Consider the following 21459-nt stretch of genomic DNA (forward strand, 5'->3'; position numbering starts at 1 on the left):
CACCGGGCTGGGTCGCGCGCGAGCGGCCAGGCGCCGTCGCGGTGCCCGCGGGACTCGACCTGGTCGTCGTCGAGGGAGTCGGGGCCGGCCGGCGCGAGCTGGAGGGTCTGTTGGACGCGGTGGTGTGGGTGCAGTCCGACTTCGCGGAGGCAGAGCGTCGTGGCATCGCCCGCGACATCGCCGAGGGCGTCAACGGTGATGTCGAGGAGTCGACGGCCTTCTGGTTCGAGTGGATGGCCGAGGAGCTCGCCTTCGTCGATCAGCAGCGACCGTGGGAGCGCGCCTGCCTCGTCGTGGCGGGCACAGCACCCGACGTCTCGGAGGGCCATGTCGTCCTCGCCCCACCTCCGACGCCATCCCAGTAGGCGATCGGATGCGGAGAGGCGCCCCGGCCGGGGAGTTGGCCAGGGCGCTCGTCCGGCGTCAGTAGGTCATGGCCATGAGGGTGCGGACGCGGTCGAGGGTGACGTCGGCGAGGGCGTTGGCGCGGGCGTTGCCCTCGCGGAGCACTGCCAGGAGGTGGCTGGAGTCGCCGGCGAGCTCGGTCCTGCGGCGGCGTAGGGGGCGCAGGTGCTCGTTGACCGCTTCGGTGACGGTGGCCTTGAGCTGGGAGGCGCCGCCGGTACCGATGGTCGCGGCCAGGTGCTCGGGGTCCTGGCCGGTGCACAGGGCGGCGATGAGCAGGAGGTTGGCGACCTCGGGACGGGCCACGGGGTCGTAGGTGATGGTGCGGTCGGTGTCGGTCTTGGCGCGCTTGAGCAGGCGGGCGGTGTCGTCGGCGCTGGCGCGCAGCTCGATGGCGTTGCCGCGGGACTTGCTCATCTTGGTGCCGTCGGTGCCCAGCAGCAGCGGCGCTTGGGTGAGCAGGGCGTCGGGGACCGGGAAGATCTCCTGGCCGCCGGCGTAGCGGTCGTTGAAGCGCCGGGCGATGGTGCGGGTTGCCTCGAGGTGGGGCAGCTGGTCGCGGCCGACGGGGACGAGGTTCGCGCGGGCGAAGAGGATGTCGGCGGCCTGGTGGACGGGGTAGGTCAGCAGCAGCCCGGACAGGGCGCGGCCGGTGGCCGCGTCGGCCTCGGCTTTGACGGTGGGGTTGCGGCGCAGCTCGGCGTCGGTGACCAGGCTGAGGAAGGGCAGCAGGAGCTGGTTGAGCGCGGGGACGGCGCTGTGGGTGAAGATCGTGGCCTGGGCTGGGTCGATGCCGGCGGCGAGGTAGTCGGCGACGATGCCGAGCACGTTGCCGCGCAGGTCGCCGACGCTGTCGCGGTCGGTGATGACCTGGTAGTCGGCGATGACGAGCAGGACGTCCATGCCGGTGCGCTGTAGCCGGACCCGGTTGGCGAGGGTCCCGAAGTAGTGGCCCAGGTGAAGGGTGCCGGTGGGGCGGTCCCCGGTCAGCACCCGGAAGGTGCTCGGGTCGTCGCTGATGCGCTGCTCGAGGGTGGCGCTGCGGGCGGCCGCGACCCGGTAGGACTCGTCGTGGTCGTCGGGCAGGTCGACGGTCGGCGGGGTGGTGTCGGTCATCGGAGCTCCCTGGGGAGGGGGCTGCCTCACAGGCTGCGACGCCGACGTCCGGTGCTCGTGCGGTCGGGCTGCCTGCTGGCAGCCCGACATGGGTCAGGTCATGGCCGCCGCGAGGACGGCCACCACCCGGTGCGCGAGGAGAAGAGCACGCGCGGACGCTAGCCCTACCGGACGCTGAAGGGCCACCCTTTGATCACTCCTGTGAGCTGGTCCGGCGTTCCCGGTTGAGGATCGTCAGCGGGACGCTGACCGGACGACGATCCCGAGTGGGACGGCCGTGGGGGAGTGGCGGGCGCCGGCGTCGAGGGGCCGCCGCTGCGCCAGCAGGGGGTCGTCATGTGGCTACGTCTCTTGCACGTGCCTCTCGACACCTGTGAGCCTCACGTGGTGACCGAGGCGCCGATTCCTCCCGCTCAGCACGGTGCTGTCGCGCGGTCCGGGACGAGGGTGCACTTCTGGCTCAGCGGCCCGGCCCGGGGGCCGCTGGTGGTGCTCAGCCACGGCGCGACGATGGACGCGCGGATGTTCGACCTGCAGGTCCCGGCGCTGACCGCGGCCGGGTACCGCGCTCTGGTGTGGGACTCCCGCGGCCATGGGGCCTCGCGCCCGCTCGGGACGTCACCGATCACCGTCGCCGACATGGCCGACGACCTGCTCGCCGTGCTCGACCACCTCGGCGAGCCGGGCCCGGTCCACCACGTCGGTCAGTCGCTCGGCACCTACGTCGGCCAGCGGATCCTCCTGGACCACCCCGGACGGGTCGCCTCCTTGGCCGTCATCGGCGGCACCAGCCTGACCCTGCCGCTGCCGGCGTGGCAGCGCTGGAGCCTGGCGGCCTCCCGCACGGCCTTGCGGGTCTGGCCCGAGCGGCACCTGCGCCGGCTGATGGCGAGGTCGACGGCCGTCGACCCGGCGGCGCAGCGCTACGCCTTGAAGGCCGGGGACCAGATGTCGTGGAAGGACTTCCTCGCCGTCTGGGACGCCGTCACCCGGGCACTCGAGCCCCGCGCCGACTACCGGATCGAGCACCCGCTGCTGCTCCTGGTCGGGGAGCGTGACCGCACCGGCACGGTGGCCCGCGAGGCGCCGCGCTGGGCCGCCCGGGAGCCCCGCTGCCGCTACGAGCTCGTCCCGGGAGCCGGCCACAACGCCAACCAGGACCAGCCCGGGATCGTCAACCGGCTACTGCTCGAGTTCCTCACCGAGCAAGACGGTGACCCGACGACCACGTAGCGGCCCGCCCGGCGTCCTGGTCCTCGTGCTGCGGAGCAGGGAAGCCTCCTGTCGTGTGAGCGATCGCCGCGCTCGAATCAGCGTCCCGGTCGTCGATCGACAGCGGGACGCTGTCCGGTCAGCGATCGACAGCGGGACGCTGTCCGGACGGCGATCGTCCGCGGGATGGCTCGGGTGTGGTCGCTGGAGGAGCCGACCAGGCGGACGTGGTGGGCGATCGAGGGGACGACGACGCGTGCTCGCCCTGCCCGGAGGAGGGCCCTGGCTACCTTCGCGCCATGTCGCACGACCTAGCGGTCTACGTCGGCGCCCACCCCAGCGACGCCGCCGAGGCCATGGCCGCCTTCGACCGGCTGTCCGGCACGACCGGCCAGGCGAGCCCGCCCTCGGCACCGATCCACGCCTTCCTCGACGACCTCGCCCGCGTCCTGCCGGACGACCACGAGGCATGGGCGTCACCCCCGCCCGCCGGAGAGGCCGACGGCGACACCCTCGTCCTGCCGCTCGCCTACGGCGACGGCCTCGAGCGCACCCTGGTGACGATCGTCGACCTCGCCCACCAGCACGGCCTCGTCTGCATCGATCTGTCCGCCGAGGACGTCTACCTCCCCATGGACGACGGGTCGGCCTACGCCGACCACCTCGACGTCCTCGAGCGCCCCGCCGACCAGGCCACCGACGTCTACGCCCGCTTCATCCGCGGCGTCATCTCGCCCGAGCTGCGCCGGCTCGGCTGCCGGGGCTCCGCCGGCAAGTACCGGCTCAAGGACACCGGTGACGACTACGCCCTGGTCGGCTTCCAGAAGGGCCACGACAACAGCGCCTGGGAAGTCACCTTCACCATCAACCTTGTCCACGTCAGCGCGGATGCGTGGGCCGCGGCCCGCCGCGAGCACAGCTGGCTGACGAAGCACCCGTCGCACCTGGGCGGCGATCCCGTCGGCTGGCACGAGCGAATCGGCATGCTCGACGACCCACCCGCCGACCGCTGGTGGGCCCTGCGGACGCAGGACGACGTCCCCGAGGTCACCCAGGACGTGGTGCGGCTCCTGCGCGACGAGGCGATCCCCGAGCTCCGCCGCCAGGTCGCCGGCGACCCCACCGCCCGACCCATGTGGCACTGACACCGCCGTCCCATTTCACGATCGTCAGCGAGACGCTGACCGGCCGACGATCGGATGCGGGGCGGCGAGGGCGTCGTCGTGGCCAGCGCCTTGAGCGAGCTCCGGCTCGCCGACTGGAAGTCGGCTTACAGGACGCGGCGCGGACGCTGCGCGCCGGGTGTTGCTAACTCCTGCGGTAGTCCCATTCTGTGGCGGGGCCTGCTGGTGTGGCGGGCGGCGTGCTCGAGGCGGTCAAGGCGTACAGCGCACAGAGGGTCATGGATGCCGGTGAGGTTGGCGGCTGTGATGTCGGGCCACCGTCTGGTGTAGTCCTCGCCGCACTGGCACCCGCTGCTGGCCGTCGTGGGGATGGTGGCGAGCGGTGAGGCAGCTGAAGTCGGGTGCTCGGGCGGTGGGTTTGCGCTGATGCGGCCGTCGTCGGTTGCGATGGTGGAACTCCCAGTGGCCGCGCGGTCCGGGGGATGTGCTTCGTGTCGGTCGATGGTTGCCACGACGGCCCGGCGCGTCGCACCGGGCCGTCGTCGGAGGGGGCGCCGTCCGGAGGAGGACGGCAGGACCCCGCGGGCATCTCAGCCCTGGTCGCGGACCTGCTGGGCCTGGCCCTGCGCCTGGCCCTTGACGTCCTGGGCGCGGTCCTGGGCCTGGCCCTTGACGTCCTGCGCGCGGTCCTGCGCCTGGCCCCTGACCTCCTGCGCGCCGCCCTGGGCCGACTCCTTAACCGACTGCGCGGCCTCCTGCGCGGGCTCCCTGAGCTCCTGCGCCGCGTCCTGCGCCTGGCCCTTGAGGTCGTCGACGAGCGGCTGCGCCTTCTGCTTGGCGCGCTCGGCGGCGTCCTGCTCCGTGCGGCTCGTGGGGATGAGGCCCGCCACGAGGAGGCCCGCGCCGAAGGCCACGAGGCCGGCGGCGAAGGGGTTGCCCCGGGTGCGGTCGGCGGCCTGGTGCGGCGCCGAGCCCACCGCCTCCTTGGCGCTGCCCACCGCGGACCCGGCGCCGTCGCGGCCCGAGTGCGCCGCCGAGTGCGCCTGGTCGCGGGCGTCGTGGGCCTTGCCCATGACGCGCTCCTTGATGTCGTTGGCGCGGCCCTTGGCCCGGTCCACCTGGCGGTGGGCCTGGGTCGAGGGGCTGGCCTCGTGGCCGAGCTCGTCGACGTCGGCGCTCAGCGACGCCCGCGTGCGCTCGATCTCACTGCGGATCTCTTGCGGGCTCTGGCTCATCGGTTGGCCTCCTCGTGCCCCTTGACGGCGTTCGGGATCTTCTGGAGGGACTGCTGCGTCTGGGGCAGGCCCTTGGTCTTGCGGAGCTGGCTCCGGCCGACGACGGCCAGTACCGCGGCGACCACGGCCCAGAGCGCCGCGACCACGAGCGCGGACCAGCCGTAGCCGGTGGCGTTCCCGAGGCCCCACCAGAGGGCGATCGAGAGGAAGAGCAGGACGAAGTGCCCGGCGACGCCGGCCCCGCCGAGCATCCCGGCGCCCTTGCCCGCGTGGGCGGCGGACTCCTTGGCCTCGGCCTTGGCGAGGGCGATCTCCTGGCGGACGAGCGTGGACATGTCGCTCGTCACGGCTCCGAGCAGTTCGCCGAGCGAGCGGTGGTCCTTCGGATCCGTCGCGTGCCGGGTATCCGGGGCCTCGCCGGCCGGGTGGGCTCCCTCTACGCGGGCGCTCACAGCGCCGTCCCGCGCGGGGCGGTCCGCTCCTCGGCGGAGATGGCGGCCGTGCCGGTGCTCTCGGCGGGCGGCCGGGTCTCGCGTGGCTCCACCGCGGCGGTGCCGTAGGTGGCGCCGCCGGTCGAGGGGCCACTGGTCGTGGTGGTGCCGCTCGAGGTGGCCGCGCCGCCGGTGGAGCTCGCGCCGGAGTCGGAGCCGGAGCCGGAGTCCTTCAGCCCGCGGCCGAGGCGGCCGGCGAGGACGCCGGCGCCCGCGGCCAGGGCGAGGAAGGTCCCCGGGCGGCGCGCGGCGAAGCGGCGGACGTCGTCGAGGAGCTGGGCGGGCTCGCGGTCCCCGAGCCAGCGGGCCGCCTGGTCGACCCGGTCGGCCGCCTGGCGAGCCAGGTCGGTGACCGGGCCCTGCTGGTCGCTGCCGTCGACCATGCCCCGCAGCTCGCCGGTGACGGACGAGAGCCCTTCGGCGGCGCGGCGCTGCTGCTCGCCGGCGTGCTGGGTCAGCTGCTCGCGGCCCTCGGCGTACAGGTGGCGGGCCTGCCACTTGGCCTCGTCGGCCGTCTCGCCGGCCTTCTCCTTCGCCGTGCCGGCGACCTCCTGGCCGGCGTCCTTCGCGGACCCGGCGACCTGCTGGCCGGCGTCCTTCGCGGAGCCGGCGACCTGCTGCCCGGCGTCCTTGGCCTGCGCGCGGGTGCCGTCCCCGCTGTCGGTGGTGTGGCTCATCGAGCATCTCCTGTCGTCGTCGTGCGTTCGGGCCGGGACGCCCCGCGGGGGCGTCCCGGCCCGGGGGTTACCGCGGGGGTGGTCGTCAGAGGCCGAGCTTGCTCCCGAGCCCGCCCCCGCCACCCAGGCCGCCGAGGAGGTCCTGGGGGTCGACGCCGAACTTCTGGAGCAGTCCGGCGTCGCGGTCGGTGTCGACCTGGTCCGGCAGCTCGGAGTCGGCCTGGGAGGCCTTGTCGCCGCCGACCTTGCTCTTGATGAAGTCGATCACCTGCTGCTTGGGGATCTGCACGTCGTCCTCCTCGTCGCGCCGGTCGGCGCTGGTCGGTGGTGCTGGTCTGGTCAGTGGTGCTGTTCGGTCGTGCTCGTGCCGGCGGGGGCCCCTCGGGCGCCGCCGACGTCGACGACCTCGCGGGCGAGGTCGACGACGACGCGCTCGACGCCCTCGACGCGGCGCACGGCCACGGTCACCCGCTCGGCCGGCCTCGTCTCGACGCCCACGACGGGGACCTCCTCGGAGAGCACGAGGACGACCCGCTCCTCGCCCGCCGGTGCGGCGCCGAGCTCGGTGCCCTCACCGGCAGCGGCGCCCGCGTCGTCGACCCGGGTGGCCAGCCGCTCGCCCTCCTCGGGCGGCACCGGCGCGCTCGTGACGACGAGCTCCTCGCGCCGGACCTCGACGTCCACCTCCACGCGCACGGTCTCGGTCCTGATGCGCTTGGCCACCCGCACCCGCTCGACGGGCACGCGGAGCCGCCGGGCGACCGCCCGCTCCTCCGAGAGGACCACCTCGGCCGCACCGGCGGCCGGGCGGTCGCCGGTCCCGGAGGAGCGGGGACGCCCCTCGCCCTCGCCCGTGGCGGTCAGCGGCGGTCGGCGTCGCCGGTGCCCCGGCCCGCCGTGCCGCCGTCGGTGGCGTCGCCGTCGACCTCGATCTCCTCGCGGCGCCGGTCGGCGCTCACGGTCTCGGTGTCGGCGACCGTCTCGGTGCCGAGGCGCACGCGCTCGACGGGGACGGTCTCCTTGTCGACGACCGCGCGCTCCTCGTGGAGGGTGACCTCGTGCTCCTCCTCCGTGAGGTCGCCGCCGGCGACGGCGTCGCCGCGGTTGGCGTCCGTGATCGGCTCGCGCTCGACGACGGCCTCCTCGCGGCTGACGGGGACCTCCTCGGTCACGCGGTCGGTGACGACATGCTTGCGCAGGCGGGCCCGCCCGGACTCGCGCTGCTGGGTGCCGAAGGAGACGCGCTCCTCCGAGCGCGTCATCGCGTCGTCGGTGTTCGGGCCGCTGGTGTCGCGGCCGGTGCCGCGCGGCGGGCGGTCGCCGGCGCCGGTCTCGCGTCCGAGCTGGTCTTCGCGGCCGGTGGCGTAGCCAGGGGTTCCGCCGGCTGCGCCGGGGGCGGCCTCGCCGGCGTCGGTGTTTTCGCCCGCCTGGCCGCCGGCGCCGCCGTCGAGGCCGTAGTGGCGGTACAGCTCGTTCTCCTGCTCCGGGGACAGGTCACTGTCCTGCTCGACCCGGGGCGCGTCCTTGACCCGGTCCTTGAGGTAGGGGACCCGGATCCGGTCGCCGTCGAGGCTGGCGGCGGCCAGCGGGACGAAGGACTGCGCCGACCCGAACAGGCCGGTCTTGACGGTGACCCACTCCGGCTCACCGCTGGTGTCGTCGAGGTAGACCTGCTCGACCCGCCCGATCTTGTCCCCGTCGTTGGACACGACCGTCGCGGCGTACAGGTCCTGGAGCTGCTGGTCGCTGACCATGGGTGTTCTCCTCACGTCGTGGGCCCGTGGCGGCGTTCTGCCGTCCCGGGGGCGTGGGCCAGGAGCCGGGTTGCGCGCTTGTTCGTGGCGCACATCAACCCGCCTGCCCTTACGTCGTAAGGACGCTAGGGGTGGGGTGCTGGTAGCGCCAACCGGAGCCGCGCGAGCAGCCAGGGGCCTGCGGCGGCCTGGTGATGGGTGAGGTGAGGTCGCACGCCGAGGGGCGGGGGCGGCCGGGTGCGAGGGCGGGGCCGGTCAGGCCAGGGCTCGTCGTGCCTGGTCGACGCGGGCGATGAGGGTCTCGAGGGCGTCGGTGAACTCGTCGTTGAGGTCTTCGACGGCGAGCCGGTCGGCGAGCCGGGTGATGGTGGGGAAGGCCTTCAGGTCGGTCTCGTTGCCGTGCAGGTGCTCGGTGGCGCTGTCCGGGGAGCGGCCATGGGCGGTCTGCTCGGCCTGCGCGACGGTCTTGCCGGGGGAGACGCCCAGGGCGGTGACGTCCACGAGCAGCCGGCCGACGAGGAGGCTGCCGAACGCGCGGTAGGCGTAGATGGCGGCGTCGTCGCTGAAGCCGCGGGCGAGCAGGCCCGCGAGGAAGCCTTCGATCCAGCGCAGGCTGCGCAGCGGTGGGCGGATCCACGGCGCCGCGGGGTGGCGGGTAGCGACCAGGGGGAACAGCTGGGGGTGGGTGTGGGCGACCCGCCGTACCCCGGTGGCGATCCGGCGCAGGAAGTCGTCCCAGTCGTCCTCGGGGCTCAGCAGCACCGTCGGGTCGGCGTACAGGCGGTCCATCACCCGGTCGACCATCGCGTCCAGCAGCTCCTCACGGCTGCGGACGTAGCGGTACAGCGACATGCCCTCGACCTGCAGGAAGGCCCCGAGGCGGCGCATCGACAACTCGCCCAGCCCGAACTGGTCGACGTAGTCGATCCCGGCTTCCAGTACCACGCTGCGGCTCAGCGGGGGACGGCGGCGGGTGGCGCCGTGGCATCCAGGGGTACCCGGGCCGGGGGAGGTCACGCCCGAACCCGGCGGGTTCAGCTCCGGCGGGTTCGCCTCTCCGGGCTGCTCGCGCTTGGACGCCGGTGCCACCAGTAGCCCCCTTCCTGTTGCGGGTCGGCCCGCGGCTCCGGCACCGTGCTGGCCGGCACGCCGAGGCCACCGATACCCCATACAACCAAAAGAGCAGCCGGCCAGTCGCACCGCCCGGTGAGACTGGCACGGTCGGATCACGCGACCTCGGGCGAAGCCGCCGACCTACCCCAGTAGTCTTACGGCGTAAGCCGGTCAGGTGCCTCGAGCAGCGGGGCCGCTGCTCACCGGTCGACCTGTCAGGGAGGGCTCGTGCCCGTCACCGAGGACCAGGCTTTCCTGGTCGTGCGCGCCGTTGCCGTCGACCGGCACCGGCAGGTCATCGGCCCGGTCACGGGCATCTACTACGACGACCACACCGGTGCCCCGGCCTGGGTCAGCGTGCGGACGCCGGCCCCGCCAGACCACGGCCCCGATGACCCCCAGGCGGGGGAGCCGCAGCCGGTCGAGCCTGCGGCGGGTGAGGATGCGCTCCGGTTGGCGCCGCTGGCCGGGGCCAGCTACTCCCGGGGGCACCTGCACCTGGACCTGACCTACGAGCAGGTGGCGGCGGCGCCGCCCGCCGGCGACGACGGGCACCTGGACGCCGAGCACGAGGTTCACCTCTACCGCCACTACGGGCTGTCTCCGGCCGGTGACACCGACGTCGACCCCACCACGGCCAGCACGGCCCGCAGCCGCGCCGACCAGCGCCCGCCCACCCTGTTGCCTCCAGCGGAGGCCTAGAAGCCGCCCCGACGGGGCGTACTGGACCTGCGGGCGCAAGTCACGTCGTCCACCGCCGTGTGCGGCGTCCACTCGTGACGGCCGGAGCGGGCGCGTCGGGTGCGCGCGGCGGAGCTGCACCGGCCGGCATGACTAGCACGTCGCGGAGGTGCGTCGGTCCTCACGGTGTGGCGACATCGCTGCTGGTCGCGACCGGGGCGTTGAGCCCGTCGTCGACGAGGTGGTCGTTGAGGGCTACCGCGATGATGTCGTGCTCGAGAGCCGTGCGCGGCGCGGAGGACCACACGAGCGCAGCCAGCCTGTCGAGGGTCAGGTCACCTCCGGCGCCCTCGCACCGGATCAGCAGCCCGGGCAGGGGCAACCCGGACAGGGCGGTGCCCATCGACAAGGCGTGCCATGACCGGTGCGGGTCGAACATTCGCCTCACCCCCGTGTGGCGCCGCGCGCCAACCGAACCGACGCCATCCTAGTTGCCTGGCGTAACCAGTGTGAGGGGGTTGGGCGCAAGGTCAGGGGGAAGGCGGATTGCTGGTCCGGGTACGGCTGACCAGGTCGGCGGCCACGTCCCGGAGTTTGGTGTTGGTGCGTTGACTGGTCTGGGACAGGCGCGTGAAGGCCTCGTCACCGTCGATGCCGTAGGTGGCCATCAGGATGCCCTTGGCCTGGTCGATGACGGCGCGGGAGGCGAGGGCCTGATGCAGCTGGTCGGCCATGCGCAGGCTGTCGTCGTGGGCGGCGGCGTTGGCGAGGGCGACGGCGGCGAAGGCGGCGAAGGTGTGCGCCCGCTCGAGCGTGGCCGGGGGCAGCGGGCCGGTGGTGGTGTACAGGTTGAGGGCACCGACGACGTGGTGGGGGAGGGGCAGGGCGAGGGCGGCGGTGGCCTTGACGCCGTGGTGGCGGGCCAGGGCGGCGAAGTCGGGGTAGGCCGGTGCGGGGTCGTGGGGGTCGACCTGGAGGGTGTCGCCGGTGGTCGCGGCGTGCAGGCATGGGCCGAATCCGGTGGCGTACTGGCGTTCGTCCAGCAGCGCGGCCAGGGGGGCGCTCATCGCGGCGGTGCGCGCGCGCCCGTGGTCGTCCAGGAGGGTGATGGAGATCGCGTCGACCTCGGGCAGGGCGCGGGCGGCGATGTCGACCACCCGGTGCACGTAGGCGCTCAACGCATCGCCCAGCAGCAGCTGAGCGAGCTCGACCACCGCGGCGGTCATCGGTCCGGCTGCGGCAGCTGCGGGGCTGCTCGCCCGGGCGGGCGATGTCGGGCCCGGGTGGGCGCTGGGGCCTGCGGGTGGGTCCCCGAGGCCCCCGGCGGGCTCGGTAGCGCTCACAGGAGACCTCCCTGTCTGCTGGGTCGGCTGGTTCGCTCAGGTGGTGCGCGTCGGGCTGGCGACGGTGAGGGTGGCCTCCCACGCCGGGGGGACCTGGTCGGGGCGTCCGGTGAGGGTTAGGGCGCCGCCGCCGGCCTCCAGGTGGGATCTGGTGGTGGCCAGCCATTCGGCGACCCGCGTGTCGCAGCTGGTGCACTGGTGCAGGTCGACCCGCAGGCGGGGCCCGGCGAGCAATAAGAGCCGGTCGACGATCTCGGTCACCGACGGCAGGGACGCCACCGTCAGGGGGCCGGTGACGGCCAGCACTGCGGTGTTGTCGTTCAGGTCGAGGCTGACGGTCAGCCCGGGGCGGGGTGCGGTCATGAGTCGCGCTCACCTTCGTGGTGCGGCGTCGGTCGGCGTCCTGGGGGGCGCCGGCGCCGGTTGTGGCGAGGTGGCCTGCTGGCGACCACCGGGGCGCGGCGGTGGCGGTGTCGTCGTCGACTCCGGGCGGGCGCGTGGCCATGGTGCCTCAGCCGACCTCACCCGTCGACCGGTGGGGGCGGCGCCCCCGGAGGCGGAGCGGGCTCCGGAGGCGGGGGAGGGCTCCGGGGGCGCCGGTGTGGTGGGTATCGGCAGCTCGGTGGGGATGCTGAAGGCGCTGGCGATTAGACCCGCAGGCGGCCTCGGTGGCGTGTCAGCCCCGGGGGGTGGGGTGGGTGCGTTTGACGGTGTACATGCGCTGGTCAGCCTGGTGCAGCAGCGCCCCGAAGGTCTTCCCGTCGCCGGGGCTGACCGAGATGCCGATGCTGGCGCCGACCCAGACGCGCACGCCGCCGAGGTTGACCGGTGCGCACAGGGCGGCCGCCAGCTGGTCGGCTACCCGCTGGGCGTGGTGGTGGGCCTGGTCGGGGTCCAGGCCGGGTAGGGCGATGAGGAACTCATCCCCGCCCAGGCGCGCGAGCAGGTCGGTGCGGCGCACCCCCTCGCGTAGGCGGCCGGCGAGGGCGATGAGGAGCTCGTCGCCGACGGCGTGGCCGTGGGCGTCGTTGACGGCCTTGAACCCGTCGAGGTCGCAGAAGAGCAGCGCGAGGGCGTGGCCGCTCAGGCGCGCGTCCCACAGCGCCGCCTCGACGCGCTCCTCCAACCGGCGGCGGTTGGCCAGCCCGGTGAGGGGGTCGGTGTAGGCCAGGGCCTCGATGCGCTCCAGCAGGGACCGGGCCCGGTCCCGCTCGGTCTCCAGGGCCCGCTGGGCCTCGACCCGCGCGGTGACGTCGTTCTGCACCCCGATGTACTGCAGCAGTCGCCCGTCGGCGCCGAGCACGGGGGCGAGGTAGATCTCGTTCCACCACGGCGTCCGGTCCGGGCCCCGGTAGTTCAGCAGGACCCCGCGCCACTCCTGGCGGGCGTCGATCGCCTCCCGGATCTGCTGCACGACGCCGGCGTCGGTGTCGGCGCCCTGCAGGAAGCGGCAGTTGCGCCCCAGGACGTCCTCGACGGCGACGCCGGACAGTTGCTCGAAGGCCTTGTTGGCGTAGACGAGCGGCTGGTCGGGCCGCCGCATGTCCGCGATCGCGATCCCGGTACTGGTGGCGGCCAGCGCGCGGTGCAGGAGCGCCTCGCCGGCGGGGGTGGTGCGCACCTCGCCGGGCGAGCGTGCGGGCCCCGCCGTGCCGGCGTCGGCCGCCACGGAGGCCCGCTGCTCGGCGCCGGTGGGCACGGGGACGGCCTCGCGCGGGACCACGCGCGAGAGCAGGCACCGCGCGGCGTCGACGACGGTGGCGCGCTCGTAGGTGAGGGCGTACTCGAACGTGCGCTGGGCGTCGGGGCCGGTGTCGCCGAGGTCGCGGGCGAGCAGGGCCGCGCTGAAGTGCGGGCCGAGGACGACGACGTCCCACTCGCCGCGGACCGCGTCGTCGGCCGCCAGCGTCGTGCCCCGCAGCCCCGGGATGGGCTCCTCGGGCAGGCCCTCCCCCAGGGCGCAGACGAAGCCCGTGCGCTCGACGAGGTCGCGGTAGCGGGCGGCGGTGGCGGGCGTGAAGTGCCTGGCCTCCTGGAAGGTGGAGGCGACGACGGCGGTCTCGCCCAGGCGCAGCGCCTCCCGCTCGAGCTGCTTGCTCAGCTCGATGAGCAGCTGCTTGGGCGAGCGGCGCAGCTCGTGGTGCGCCTGCAGCAGGGCGAAGGGCGACGTCGCGGCGAGGTCGACGGCGGCGCGGGGCGGCAGCACGAGCTCGCCGACCTCGAAGGCGGGAGCGGGCCCCGGCGCGGGCCGCCCGAAGAGCCAGCCCTGGCCGAGGCGCGCCCCGAGGGCGCGGCCGACCCGCAGGTGCCGCTCGTCCTCGATGCCCTCGGCGAGGACCAGGGCGCCGGACGACTCGGCGTAGGCGTTGACGGCGTTCATGATCTGCGCCACGGCGGGCCCGGGGCGCTCCTGGACGAGGCGCAGGTCCAGCTTGACGACGTCGGGGCGCAGCAGCGGCATGAAGGCGAGCGACATCGCGTCCGCGCCGACGTCGTCGAGCGCGATGCCCCAGCCGATCTCGCGGACCCGGTCGACCGTGCGCAGCAGCTCCGCCGGCCGGTGGGCGAGGGCCCGCTCGGTGATCTCCACGACCACGCGCAGGTCCCCCGGGGCGCCGGCGGCGATGGCGAGGAGGTCGTCGAGCGGGGCGCTGTCGAGCACCTCGGGCTCGACGTTGACGAAGAGGGTGAGCGGCGCGAGCAGCTGCTGCTCGAGCGCGCCGCGGAAGGCGGCCTCGCGGCAGGCGGCGTCGAGCTCGGCGAGCAGGCCCTGCGCGCGGGCCGCGGCGAAGAGGTGGTCCGGGCGCTCGAGCTCGCTGCCCCGGGGGCCGCGCGCGAGCGCCTCGTAGGCGACGACCCGGCCGCTGTCGAGGTCCACGATCGGCTGGAAGACGCTGCGGACCAGGCCGCCGCTCACGATCACCTCGACGGCGGCCCGCAGGTCGGGCTGCGCCGGCGGCGACGTCCAGGACGCGCGGCCACGAGGCCGTGGCGTGTCGGCCGGCAGAACGGCAGGAGCCAACTCACTCACCCGCCTTCTGTCGGTCACCCGAAGCCCGCCCTGTACCAAGCGGGCAGCGGTCGGCAGCTACATGACCCGCTCGGCGCAACAGCGTAAGTTTACGGCGTGAGTCTACTGGCGGGGCTCGGTCTGAGCGCTGAGCTGGCGGGTGCGTACACGGCGGCGGGCGTCGGGGAGAGCGCCACACTCGCCGCGACGCCTGTGTGGCGGTCGAGCGTACGGTTGATCGCCACGGTGCCGGTGCCCGGGTGCCTGCTGTGGGGCCCGGACCTGCGGGTGGCGCCGAACGAGGCCTTCGTGGCCCTGGTCGGCGACCAGCACGACGGTGTGGTGGGCCGCCCGGCGGCGCAGGTCCTCGCCGAGGCCTGGCCGGTGCTCGGCCCGGCCGTGGAGACGGTCACCGCGACGGGCGCGGGCGCGCTGCTGCCCGACCAGGCGCTGCGGCTGCGGCGCGGGCCCGCCACGCACGGGGTGAACCTGACCTGCTCGGTGTCAGCGGTCACCGACGACCGCGGCCGAGTCCTCGGGGTCGTGCTGCTCGCGGTGGAGACCACCGAGCAGGTCCTCGACCGGCGCCGGCTGGAGCTGTTGACCCGCCTGAATCTCGCCCTGGCCGACGTGCTGGACCCCACCGACCTGGCTGACCTGGCCCTACCGGTGCTGCGGTCGGCCCCTGGCGACCTGGCGGCTGTCGACCTGCTCACCCCGCACACCGCCTCCTCAGGGTCCGCCGACTCCTCCAGCACGGTCCAGGCGGGGCGGGTCGTGCCGTACGAGCCGCGGCTGGCGGCCCTGGAGCCGAACCTCGACGGGGCCCTCGACGAGGCTCTGGCCGTACACGCCAGTCCCGCCGGTGAGGTGGCCTGGGTCCGGCTGCCGTCGTCGCGCCCGGGGACCCGCCGCCCGGTGCTGGTCGTCCTCGCGCCCGCGGCCACCCCGGTCGCGGGGGCCTACCGGCACTTCCTGGAGCTGGTCGCTGCCTCGTTGGCCGCGGCGTTGGACCGCGCCCACGCCCACACCCTCGAGCAGGCCGCCGGCGACGTCACCCGGGCGCTGTCGCGGGCCCTGCAGGAGTCGATGCTCACCGACCTACCGCAACCCGACCACCTGCACCTGCACACCCGGTACGTGCCCGCGATGGACACCGCCAAGATCGGCGGGGACTGGTACGACGCGCTCGTGCTGCCCGACGGCGCCACCGCCGTGGTCATCGGTGACGTCGTCGGCCACGACGTACAAGCCGCCGCCGCGATGGGACAGGTCCGCGCGATGCTGCGGACCCTGTCGTGGGCCTTCGAAGAACCCCCATCGGTGATCCTCACCCGCCTGGACCAGGCCCTCCGTGACCTGCGGGTCACCTGCATGGCCACGGTCCTACTGGCCCGTATCGAGCAGACCCCCGCCGATGCCGCCGTCGGGCTGCGCCGGCTGCGGTGGTCCGACGCCGGGCACCCGCCCCCGCTGCTCGTCCACCCCGACGGCACCGCCGAGCTGCTCACCGCACGCAACGACCTGCTGGTCGGGGTCCACCCCGACGCGCCCCGCCACGACCACACCGCGACCCTGCCGCCCGGCTCGACGCTGGTGCTGTACACCGACGGGCTCGTCGAACGCCGCGACCAACCCCTGTCCACCGGGCTGGAGACCCTGCGGACGACCGCCGCCCGCCACGCCGACCTGCCCCTGCCGGCGTTCGTCGACGCCCTCCTTGCCCACGACACCCGCACCGGCCGAGGCACCGGCCGCCCCCACGACGACGACGTCGCCGTCCTCGCCGTACGGATGCACCCCGAGGACAGGCCCCGCCCCCCCGAGGCCGGCCCCAGTCACCTGTGAAGCGCCCGCCGCGAGGCTCACCCCCGCGGACGGTGACCGCGGCACCGGCCCGGCGCAACAACGACCGCCGGTGTCACTCCTCGAGGTCGACGAAGTCGACCAGGTGCTCGACTCCTCGCATCTGCAGGCTGGCCCGAACCCGTTCGGTGCCGCCGAGCACCCGCACCCGCCGGGTCGGGTCACGCTGACGGGTCAGCTGCACACACCGCAGCAGCAGACCGACCGCCGAGGCGTCAAGGTAGGTCGCCGCCGACAGGTCGACCAGGTGCACCCCGTCGAGCCGGTCCACCGCGCCGAAGCAGCGGACCGCGGCGAAGTCGACGTCTCCGGACATGACCAGCGTGTCGGGCCACGCCAGGACGATCACGCCCATTCGGGGTTCACAGGCCTCGGGCTCGTCCACCGCCCCACCACTACCACCAACCGGGCCACGGCGCGCCGCTCAAAGCCGGCTCTTAGTACCCGACCTGCCCCCTTCCAAGCCTGCCCAGGGCGGGCGGCGCCTCGCCGAGCTCGACGACGGTGGCGGGGCGCGCGGCAATCCGGCCGGGTGCGGTCAGCAGGCCAGTCGGGTCTGGTGCGGCGACCGGGGAGGCGGCCCGGCAGGTGCCGAAGGTCGAGGGCGGCGCGGGCTCATGAGGCCACGAGTGACGACCGTGGCACCCGTCACGGCGGGTGAGGCGGAAGAGGTCAGAAGGGCCACCTGGTCGCTGCCAAAGGTCATCTCCTTCACGCGCCGACGGGCGGCCCCGCGCCATCGAGACAGCCGGGACACCTCGCGGGCAGCAGGCTCGTCGCGTGCTGTTCATGTGCGTGGTGTTGCCGTGGGCGGGCCCGCGCCGTCACGGTGGGGGATGCGACCTCGACGACGAGAAGCACACGCGGCCGGTGAAGCCCGTGGACGACGGGCGCTCACCACGGGGCTGATGGCCTCGGTGCTCACGCTGGGTGCCTGCGGTGGCCCGGTGAACCAGAGCGCGGATGCTGCGCCGGTGGCCACGCCCACGGCGGGTGGCACGGGTACGGGCACGGGCGCCGCGGTCCCCGGGGACGCCGGCACGGCGAGCGGCCTGACACCGGCCACCGCGAGCACCGGTGCGCCGACGGGCGCGCCGGGTCGGTCGGCCCGATCGGGGAGGACGTTGCCCGTCTCGGCGGGGCAGGTGCTCGTGGCCGGGCCGCGGGGAGTCACGATGCTGGCAACGCGGGGCACCGGCGGCACGGTGGTGGCCGAGGCCGCGGCGCGGGCCTTCGACGACGGGCGCGGTGGTGTGGTGTACCAGTCCGCGACCCCGCCGGGCGCAGGCGCGATCGTGTGGTTGCCGGCGGCCGACGGCGAGCCTGTACAGGTGGTCCCGGCACAATTGGCTGACCGTGTGGTCCTCGAAGGCGCCGCGGTGGTCGACGGGAACCCGACCGTGATCTTCAGCGTGGAGGTCACCGGTGACCAGCCAGCGGACTACCAGCAGTCCTTGCAGAGCGTGCGCCTGCCCGACGGTGAGCGTCAGCGCGTCGACGTCGTCGGGGGCTTCGAGTCCGGCCTGTCCGCAGCGACACTGGCCAGCACCGGAACGGTCTCGGTGCAGACCTACGCCGAGGTGACCACCGACTTCCGATTCGTGAACCTCGCCGGCGAGGCGGTCAGCGTGCCAGGCAACCCTCTGGGCGCGGGCGCGTGCGGCGACGAGCCGGGCTGCCCGACCGGGTTGACCCTCGACCTCACCGGACAGCGCCTCGCCTGGCTGCAGCCGCGGCCCGGTGACGACGCGGGCACCGGCTACGACCTGCGCGTCCAGGGCGTGCAGGACGACGAACCGGCCGAGGTGGTGACGATCGCCGCGAGCTGGATGCCCGAGGGTGTGCTGCCCTCGACGGTGGAGCTGGCCGGGGACTTGGCCGTGGTCAACCGCGGCCGCACCGACGGCCCCGACGCCCCCGCCGTGGCCGGCCTGCTGATCGACCTGACCACCGCAACGGTCACCGAGCTGCCCCTAGCGGGAGAGGCCTCCCTGACCCGAGCCGGCTAGCTGATCGCGCATGAGCAGGGCTTGAACGCGAGGGTGAACACCGGCACTACCGCCAACGGCAGCAGGGGGCTGTGCGCGCCTCCGGTGATCAGCACGCACGCGGCCAGGTTGGCCACCAGCAACGCGAAGACTGCGGCCACGACCACCTCCGGCGACCGCGACCGCGACTGCACCGCCCTGCCCGCCACCACACTCACCCCCGCGACCAGCACCAGGGCGACCAAGAACGCGCCGTACGTCAGCGCCGCCACCGACGTGCACCCGCCGATGGCCAGCCCGGAGACCGGGGCACGAGCGAACCGCTCGTCCATCGCCACGAAACGGGCGTGGTCGCGCCGAGACCCGACCAGCCACGCCACGACCCGGCGTCCCACACCCCTCATGAGGCACCCATCGGCACCCGGTCCGCGGCCTGACGAGCGGCCGCGCTCGTCCTCGCTCAACCGCCCCCGGCCCCTGCGGTGTCCTCCAGCAGCGCCCGCAGCTGCCGGGACCGATCGGCTCCGAAGGTGGTTTCGAGGTCCGCGAGCACCGCGGCGGCGTCCCGGGCGATCCCGTGACCGGCCGGGGTCAGGACCACCAGCCGCCCGCCCCGGCGTGCCGGATCCGCCGCGATCTCCAGCAGGCCCATCTCGACCAGTCCCTGCAGCAGCTGGTGGGTGGCCTGGCGGCTGGTGCCCAGCCGCCGCGCCAGCTGCGCGGGAGCCAGGTGGCCCTCGGACAGGTGAGCGAAGACCAGCGACTGCGCCGGGCTCAACGCGGGCCACCCCCGAAAACGCAGACGCTCCAGCAGCCGGGCGTCGAACCACCGGCTCGCGCGCAGCAGCAGCAGGGCGAGCGGCACCTCCGACACGCTGTCAAGATACTTGACGTATCAGGAGGAGGAGAGGCTCCGGGTGCTCGACCCGGTGCCGCGGTCCCCGTCCGACCAGGGGCAAGGAGCGGGTATGAGGGTCGTCGTGATAGGTGCCGCGGGTGGGGTCGGCCGTCAGGTTGTCGCCGCCGCGACCGCCGCCGGGCACGAGGTCGTCGCCGCCGCCCGCGCGGTACCGGACTATCTTCCCGTCGGTGCCCGCGGGGCGGTGGTCGACGTGCGGGACGCCGCGGCCGTGGCCGCGGTGGTCCGCGACGCCGACGCGGTGGCCTGGTGCGTGGGAGTCACCCCCCGCTCAGGCCCGTACACGGCCCGGGAGGGCATGAGGCACCTGGTCGCCGCTGCCCGGCCGGGACTGCGGGTGGTGTCGGTCTCCGGCGCCGGCGCGGACCTGCCCGGCGACACCAAAGGCCTGGGCGCCCGGGCCGTCTCGGCGCTGACCCACCGGCTGGCGGGGGCCCTGGTCACCGACAAGGAAGACGAACGCGCCGTGCTGGCCGGCAGCGACACCACGTGGAGGACCCAGGTGCGCCCGCCCCGACTGGTCGACACCGCCGCCGCCGGGACCTGGCACCTGGACGAGCGCGCCCCCGGGCTGCTGGCCCCACCGGTGGCCCGCGCCGACGTCGCCGCCGCCGTGCTGCACCTGCTGACCACCCACACCTGGGTGGGCCAGTCGCCCTACCTGCACGCCCGGGCCTCCAGCGCCAGCGGCAGTGACAGCACGGGCGGGGGCGCCCAGCCGTGAGGGCGGTGCGCTTGCACCGGGCCGGTGGGCCCGAGGTCCTGAGGGTCGACGACCTCGCGCCCCCGGGCCCGCCGCGTGGCCGACAGGTGCTGGTGGGAGTCGCGGCCTCCAGTGTCAACGGCACCGACCTGGGGCTGCGGCGCGGCGCGGCCGGGCCGTTGACGTGGGGCCGGTTGCCGCTGACGCTCGGGTTCGACCTGTCCGGCACCGTCCTGGCGTGCGGCCCGCAGGTGAGCGCCTTCGCCGTAGGCGAGGACGTTGTCGGGTTGCTGGACCACAGCGGCGGCGCGCAGGCCGAGATGGTCGTGGTCGACCAGTCCCGCCTCGCGGCCGCTCCGACCACCGTGGCCCTGACCCACGCCGCCGCGCTACCACTGGCCGGGCTGACCGCCCTGCAGGCGCTGCACACCAAGGCGCATCTACACAGCCGCCCATCCGGAACCCGGGTCTTGGCGATCGGCGCCACCGGCGGGATCGGCGCCTACGCCACCCAGCTGGCCGCCCTGGCCGGGGCGCACGTCAGCGCGCTGGCCCGCCGCGAAATCCTCCCCGTCGCCGCCCGGCTCGGCGCCCACGACCTGCTCGCCCGCGAGGACGGCCCCCTGCCCGGCCGTGGCCGCTTCGACGTGATCATCGACACCGCCGGGGCCCTGCCGGCCGGTCACCTCTCGCGCGTGCTGCGTCCCGGCGGCGTGGTGGTCTCCGTGCGACCGGTGGACCCCGCGATCCTGCGCGCCGGTGTCACCCGGTGGCTGGGCCGCCGGTCCCCGACCACCCCCGGGCCCCGGTCCTTGACCGCCGTGGCCACCCGCGCCCGCTCCCAAGACCTGGCCCGTCTGGCCCGGCTCGTCGACAGCGGTGATCTGCGAATCCCCGTGCAGGCTGTCCTCGGCGCCGACCACGCCGCCCAGGCACACCGACTGGCCGAGTCCGCCACGCCCGGCAAGGTCGTGATCACGATGGAACCGGCTCTGGCCTGAGCAGGTTCGGTGTTCAGAGATTCAGGTCCCGACCGGCCTGGCGGAGGCAGGCCACCCGGGGCGTGGACACACCAGGAGCTTGGGCGACCGACGACCGACGACCGACGCCTGAGGGTGGGGGCCCAGAGGCGGGCGTTGCGGGCTCGGCCAGCGGCTGCGACGCCCACGCCACGCCCGGGACTTGTCCTACCCGCCGCCGGGAGCGGTGCTGGTGGCGGGCAGCGCCCAGTACCAGCACCGCCCGGGGACTCAGCCCTCGGCGTCGCGTCGGCGCAGGGCGATCACGCCCGCGCCGCCGGCCGCGACCAGCGCGGCCCCGCCGACGACGAAGGCCGCCGAGCTGCCGTCGGCGGTGCCGCCGGCGCCGGTGTCGGCGCCGCCGCCCGGCATCGACATCGAGGCGACGTCGAGCGTGCCGCAGGCGGCCGGGTCGGTGGCCTCCTCGGGCAGCGAGGGGTCGAGGTCGGACATGACGTCGCCGTCGTAGGTGCCCGAGCCGTTGAGGTCGACGCCGTGCAGGACGACCACGCCGTCACCCTCCGCGATCTGCTGGGCGACCTCGGGCGAGACCTGCAGGGTCCGCGAGTAGGTGGGGTTGCCCACGGGGAAGCGGTCGACGGCGAGGCCGCTGTCGGGGGAGGTGTCGCCCTCGGTGGTCAGGGAGACGGCGATGGCGCCGTAGCTGCCGGCGGCGTCGGTGACCTGCAGGGCGCCGTTCGCGCCGGAGCCCTCCATGTCGTTCGACGGGCAGGAGTTCGTGCCGCCGATGTGGATGTGCTGCGCGTGGGGAGCGCCCTCGAGCAGGCCCTGGGGCGTGATGT

At 74.5% G+C, this 21459-nt stretch carries 23 protein-coding genes and 1 pseudogene; 8 read left to right on the top strand and 16 right to left on the bottom strand.

What is annotated here, in order from left to right:
• Positions 1-365: pseudogene (locus tag HLB09_RS03415) on the top strand (GNAT family N-acetyltransferase); the annotation flags it as partial.
• A gap of 58 nt (positions 366-423) precedes the next feature.
• Here HLB09_RS03415 and trpS read toward each other — a convergent pair.
• Positions 424-1521 (bottom strand): tryptophan--tRNA ligase, encoded by a 1098-nt coding sequence (trpS, locus tag HLB09_RS03420; RefSeq protein ID WP_171202003.1) that lies wholly within the window; start codon positions 1519-1521, stop codon positions 424-426.
• A gap of 447 nt (positions 1522-1968) precedes the next feature.
• Between trpS and HLB09_RS03425 the strand changes: the two genes are divergently transcribed.
• Together HLB09_RS03425 and HLB09_RS03430 are read left to right on the top strand one after the other, a co-directional pair.
• Entirely contained in the window at positions 1969-2754 is a 786-nt protein-coding gene (locus HLB09_RS03425; protein ID WP_212770488.1) for an alpha/beta fold hydrolase, read from the top strand.
• A 278-nt stretch (positions 2755-3032) separates the two neighbouring features.
• Entirely contained in the window at positions 3033-3878 is an 846-nt protein-coding gene (locus tag HLB09_RS03430) for a DUF4304 domain-containing protein (RefSeq protein WP_171202005.1), read from the top strand.
• A 569-nt stretch (positions 3879-4447) separates the two neighbouring features.
• Here the strand turns inward: HLB09_RS03430 and HLB09_RS03435 are convergent.
• From HLB09_RS03435 to HLB09_RS03465, 7 genes are all read right to left on the bottom strand, one after another.
• Positions 4448-5092 carry a DUF3618 domain-containing protein gene (locus HLB09_RS03435; RefSeq protein ID WP_171202006.1) on the bottom strand — a complete coding sequence of 215 codons (645 nt, stop codon included), beginning with the start codon at positions 5090-5092 and terminating at the stop codon, positions 4448-4450.
• Complete coding sequence (locus HLB09_RS18195) at positions 5089-5451, bottom strand: phage holin family protein (RefSeq protein WP_281359202.1); 363 nt, start codon at positions 5449-5451, stop codon at positions 5089-5091. The genes HLB09_RS03435 and HLB09_RS18195 overlap by 4 nt, the downstream gene beginning before the upstream one ends.
• 89 nt (positions 5452-5540) lie before the next feature.
• Positions 5541-6260 (bottom strand): YtxH domain-containing protein, encoded by a 720-nt coding sequence (locus tag HLB09_RS18200; protein WP_171202008.1) that lies wholly within the window; start codon positions 6258-6260, stop codon positions 5541-5543.
• A gap of 85 nt (positions 6261-6345) precedes the next feature.
• Complete coding sequence (locus HLB09_RS03450; protein ID WP_171202009.1) at positions 6346-6549, bottom strand: hypothetical protein; 204 nt, start codon at positions 6547-6549, stop codon at positions 6346-6348.
• A 50-nt stretch (positions 6550-6599) separates the two neighbouring features.
• Entirely contained in the window at positions 6600-7046 is a 447-nt protein-coding gene (locus HLB09_RS03455) for a DUF2382 domain-containing protein (protein ID WP_171202010.1), read from the bottom strand.
• A 74-nt stretch (positions 7047-7120) separates the two neighbouring features.
• Positions 7121-8014 (bottom strand): DUF2382 domain-containing protein, encoded by an 894-nt coding sequence (locus tag HLB09_RS03460; protein ID WP_171202011.1) that lies wholly within the window; start codon positions 8012-8014, stop codon positions 7121-7123.
• A gap of 255 nt (positions 8015-8269) precedes the next feature.
• Positions 8270-8959 carry a TetR/AcrR family transcriptional regulator gene (locus HLB09_RS03465; protein WP_212770489.1) on the bottom strand — a complete coding sequence of 230 codons (690 nt, stop codon included), beginning with the start codon at positions 8957-8959 and terminating at the stop codon, positions 8270-8272.
• A 396-nt stretch (positions 8960-9355) separates the two neighbouring features.
• On the opposite strand from HLB09_RS03465, the gene HLB09_RS19110 reads away from it, so the two are divergent.
• Positions 9356-9829 carry a hypothetical protein gene (locus HLB09_RS19110; protein ID WP_171202012.1) on the top strand — a complete coding sequence of 158 codons (474 nt, stop codon included), beginning with the start codon at positions 9356-9358 and terminating at the stop codon, positions 9827-9829.
• 160 nt (positions 9830-9989) lie between these two features.
• Here HLB09_RS19110 and HLB09_RS03475 read toward each other — a convergent pair whose 3' ends face one another.
• The 4 genes from HLB09_RS03475 to HLB09_RS03490 all read right to left on the bottom strand — a co-directional run bounded on the left by HLB09_RS03475 (position 9990) and on the right by HLB09_RS03490 (position 14068).
• A complete protein-coding gene (locus HLB09_RS03475) occupies positions 9990-10211 on the bottom strand; it encodes a hypothetical protein (protein WP_171202013.1) in 222 nt (73 codons plus the stop codon).
• 127 nt (positions 10212-10338) lie between these two features.
• Positions 10339-11022 (bottom strand): GAF and ANTAR domain-containing protein, encoded by a 684-nt coding sequence (locus HLB09_RS03480; protein WP_171202014.1) that lies wholly within the window; start codon positions 11020-11022, stop codon positions 10339-10341.
• 165 nt (positions 11023-11187) lie between these two features.
• Complete coding sequence (locus tag HLB09_RS03485) at positions 11188-11514, bottom strand: STAS domain-containing protein (protein ID WP_171202015.1); 327 nt, start codon at positions 11512-11514, stop codon at positions 11188-11190.
• 313 nt (positions 11515-11827) lie between these two features.
• Positions 11828-14068 (bottom strand): diguanylate cyclase domain-containing protein, encoded by a 2241-nt coding sequence (locus HLB09_RS03490; RefSeq protein ID WP_322790004.1) that lies wholly within the window; start codon positions 14066-14068, stop codon positions 11828-11830.
• A 327-nt stretch (positions 14069-14395) separates the two neighbouring features.
• Here HLB09_RS03490 and HLB09_RS03495 point away from each other — a divergent pair, with 327 nt between their 5' ends.
• The gene (locus HLB09_RS03495) at positions 14396-16009 is read left to right on the top strand and encodes a PP2C family protein-serine/threonine phosphatase (protein WP_171202016.1); all 1614 of its coding nucleotides are present in this window, start codon (positions 14396-14398) and stop codon (positions 16007-16009) included.
• A 73-nt stretch (positions 16010-16082) separates the two neighbouring features.
• Here HLB09_RS03495 and HLB09_RS03500 read toward each other — a convergent pair whose 3' ends face one another.
• Entirely contained in the window at positions 16083-16412 is a 330-nt protein-coding gene (locus HLB09_RS03500; RefSeq protein ID WP_171202017.1) for an STAS domain-containing protein, read from the bottom strand.
• Between the two features lie 523 nt (positions 16413-16935).
• Between HLB09_RS03500 and HLB09_RS03505 the strand changes: the two genes are divergently transcribed.
• The gene (locus tag HLB09_RS03505; protein WP_171202018.1) at positions 16936-18036 is read left to right on the top strand and encodes a hypothetical protein; all 1101 of its coding nucleotides are present in this window, start codon (positions 16936-16938) and stop codon (positions 18034-18036) included.
• Here the strand turns inward: HLB09_RS03505 and HLB09_RS03510 are convergent.
• Together HLB09_RS03510 and HLB09_RS03515 are read right to left on the bottom strand one after the other, a co-directional pair.
• Positions 18033-18353 carry a hypothetical protein gene (locus tag HLB09_RS03510; RefSeq protein WP_171202019.1) on the bottom strand — a complete coding sequence of 107 codons (321 nt, stop codon included), beginning with the start codon at positions 18351-18353 and terminating at the stop codon, positions 18033-18035. The genes HLB09_RS03505 and HLB09_RS03510 overlap by 4 nt on opposite strands.
• Before the next feature lie 122 nt (positions 18354-18475).
• Positions 18476-18889: a MarR family winged helix-turn-helix transcriptional regulator gene (locus HLB09_RS03515; protein ID WP_171202020.1), complete on the bottom strand. Its 414-nt coding sequence runs from the start codon at positions 18887-18889 to the stop codon at positions 18476-18478.
• 94 nt (positions 18890-18983) lie between these two features.
• Here HLB09_RS03515 and HLB09_RS03520 point away from each other — a divergent pair, with 94 nt between their 5' ends.
• Both HLB09_RS03520 and HLB09_RS03525 read left to right on the top strand, forming a co-directional pair.
• A complete protein-coding gene (locus HLB09_RS03520) occupies positions 18984-19658 on the top strand; it encodes an NAD(P)H-binding protein (protein WP_171202021.1) in 675 nt (224 codons plus the stop codon).
• An 86-nt stretch (positions 19659-19744) separates the two neighbouring features.
• Positions 19745-20638, top strand: a complete 894-nt coding sequence (locus tag HLB09_RS03525; protein ID WP_171202022.1) for an NAD(P)-dependent alcohol dehydrogenase — start codon at positions 19745-19747, stop codon at positions 20636-20638.
• A gap of 249 nt (positions 20639-20887) precedes the next feature.
• On the opposite strand, the gene HLB09_RS03530 is transcribed toward HLB09_RS03525, so the two are convergent.
• The coding region (locus HLB09_RS03530) for a hypothetical protein (protein ID WP_212770490.1) at positions 20888-21459 on the bottom strand (572 nt) is incomplete at its 5' end.

Source organism: Pseudokineococcus marinus, from assembly GCF_013004605.1.
GTDB classification, from domain to species: domain Bacteria; phylum Actinomycetota; class Actinomycetes; order Actinomycetales; family Quadrisphaeraceae; genus Pseudokineococcus; species Pseudokineococcus marinus.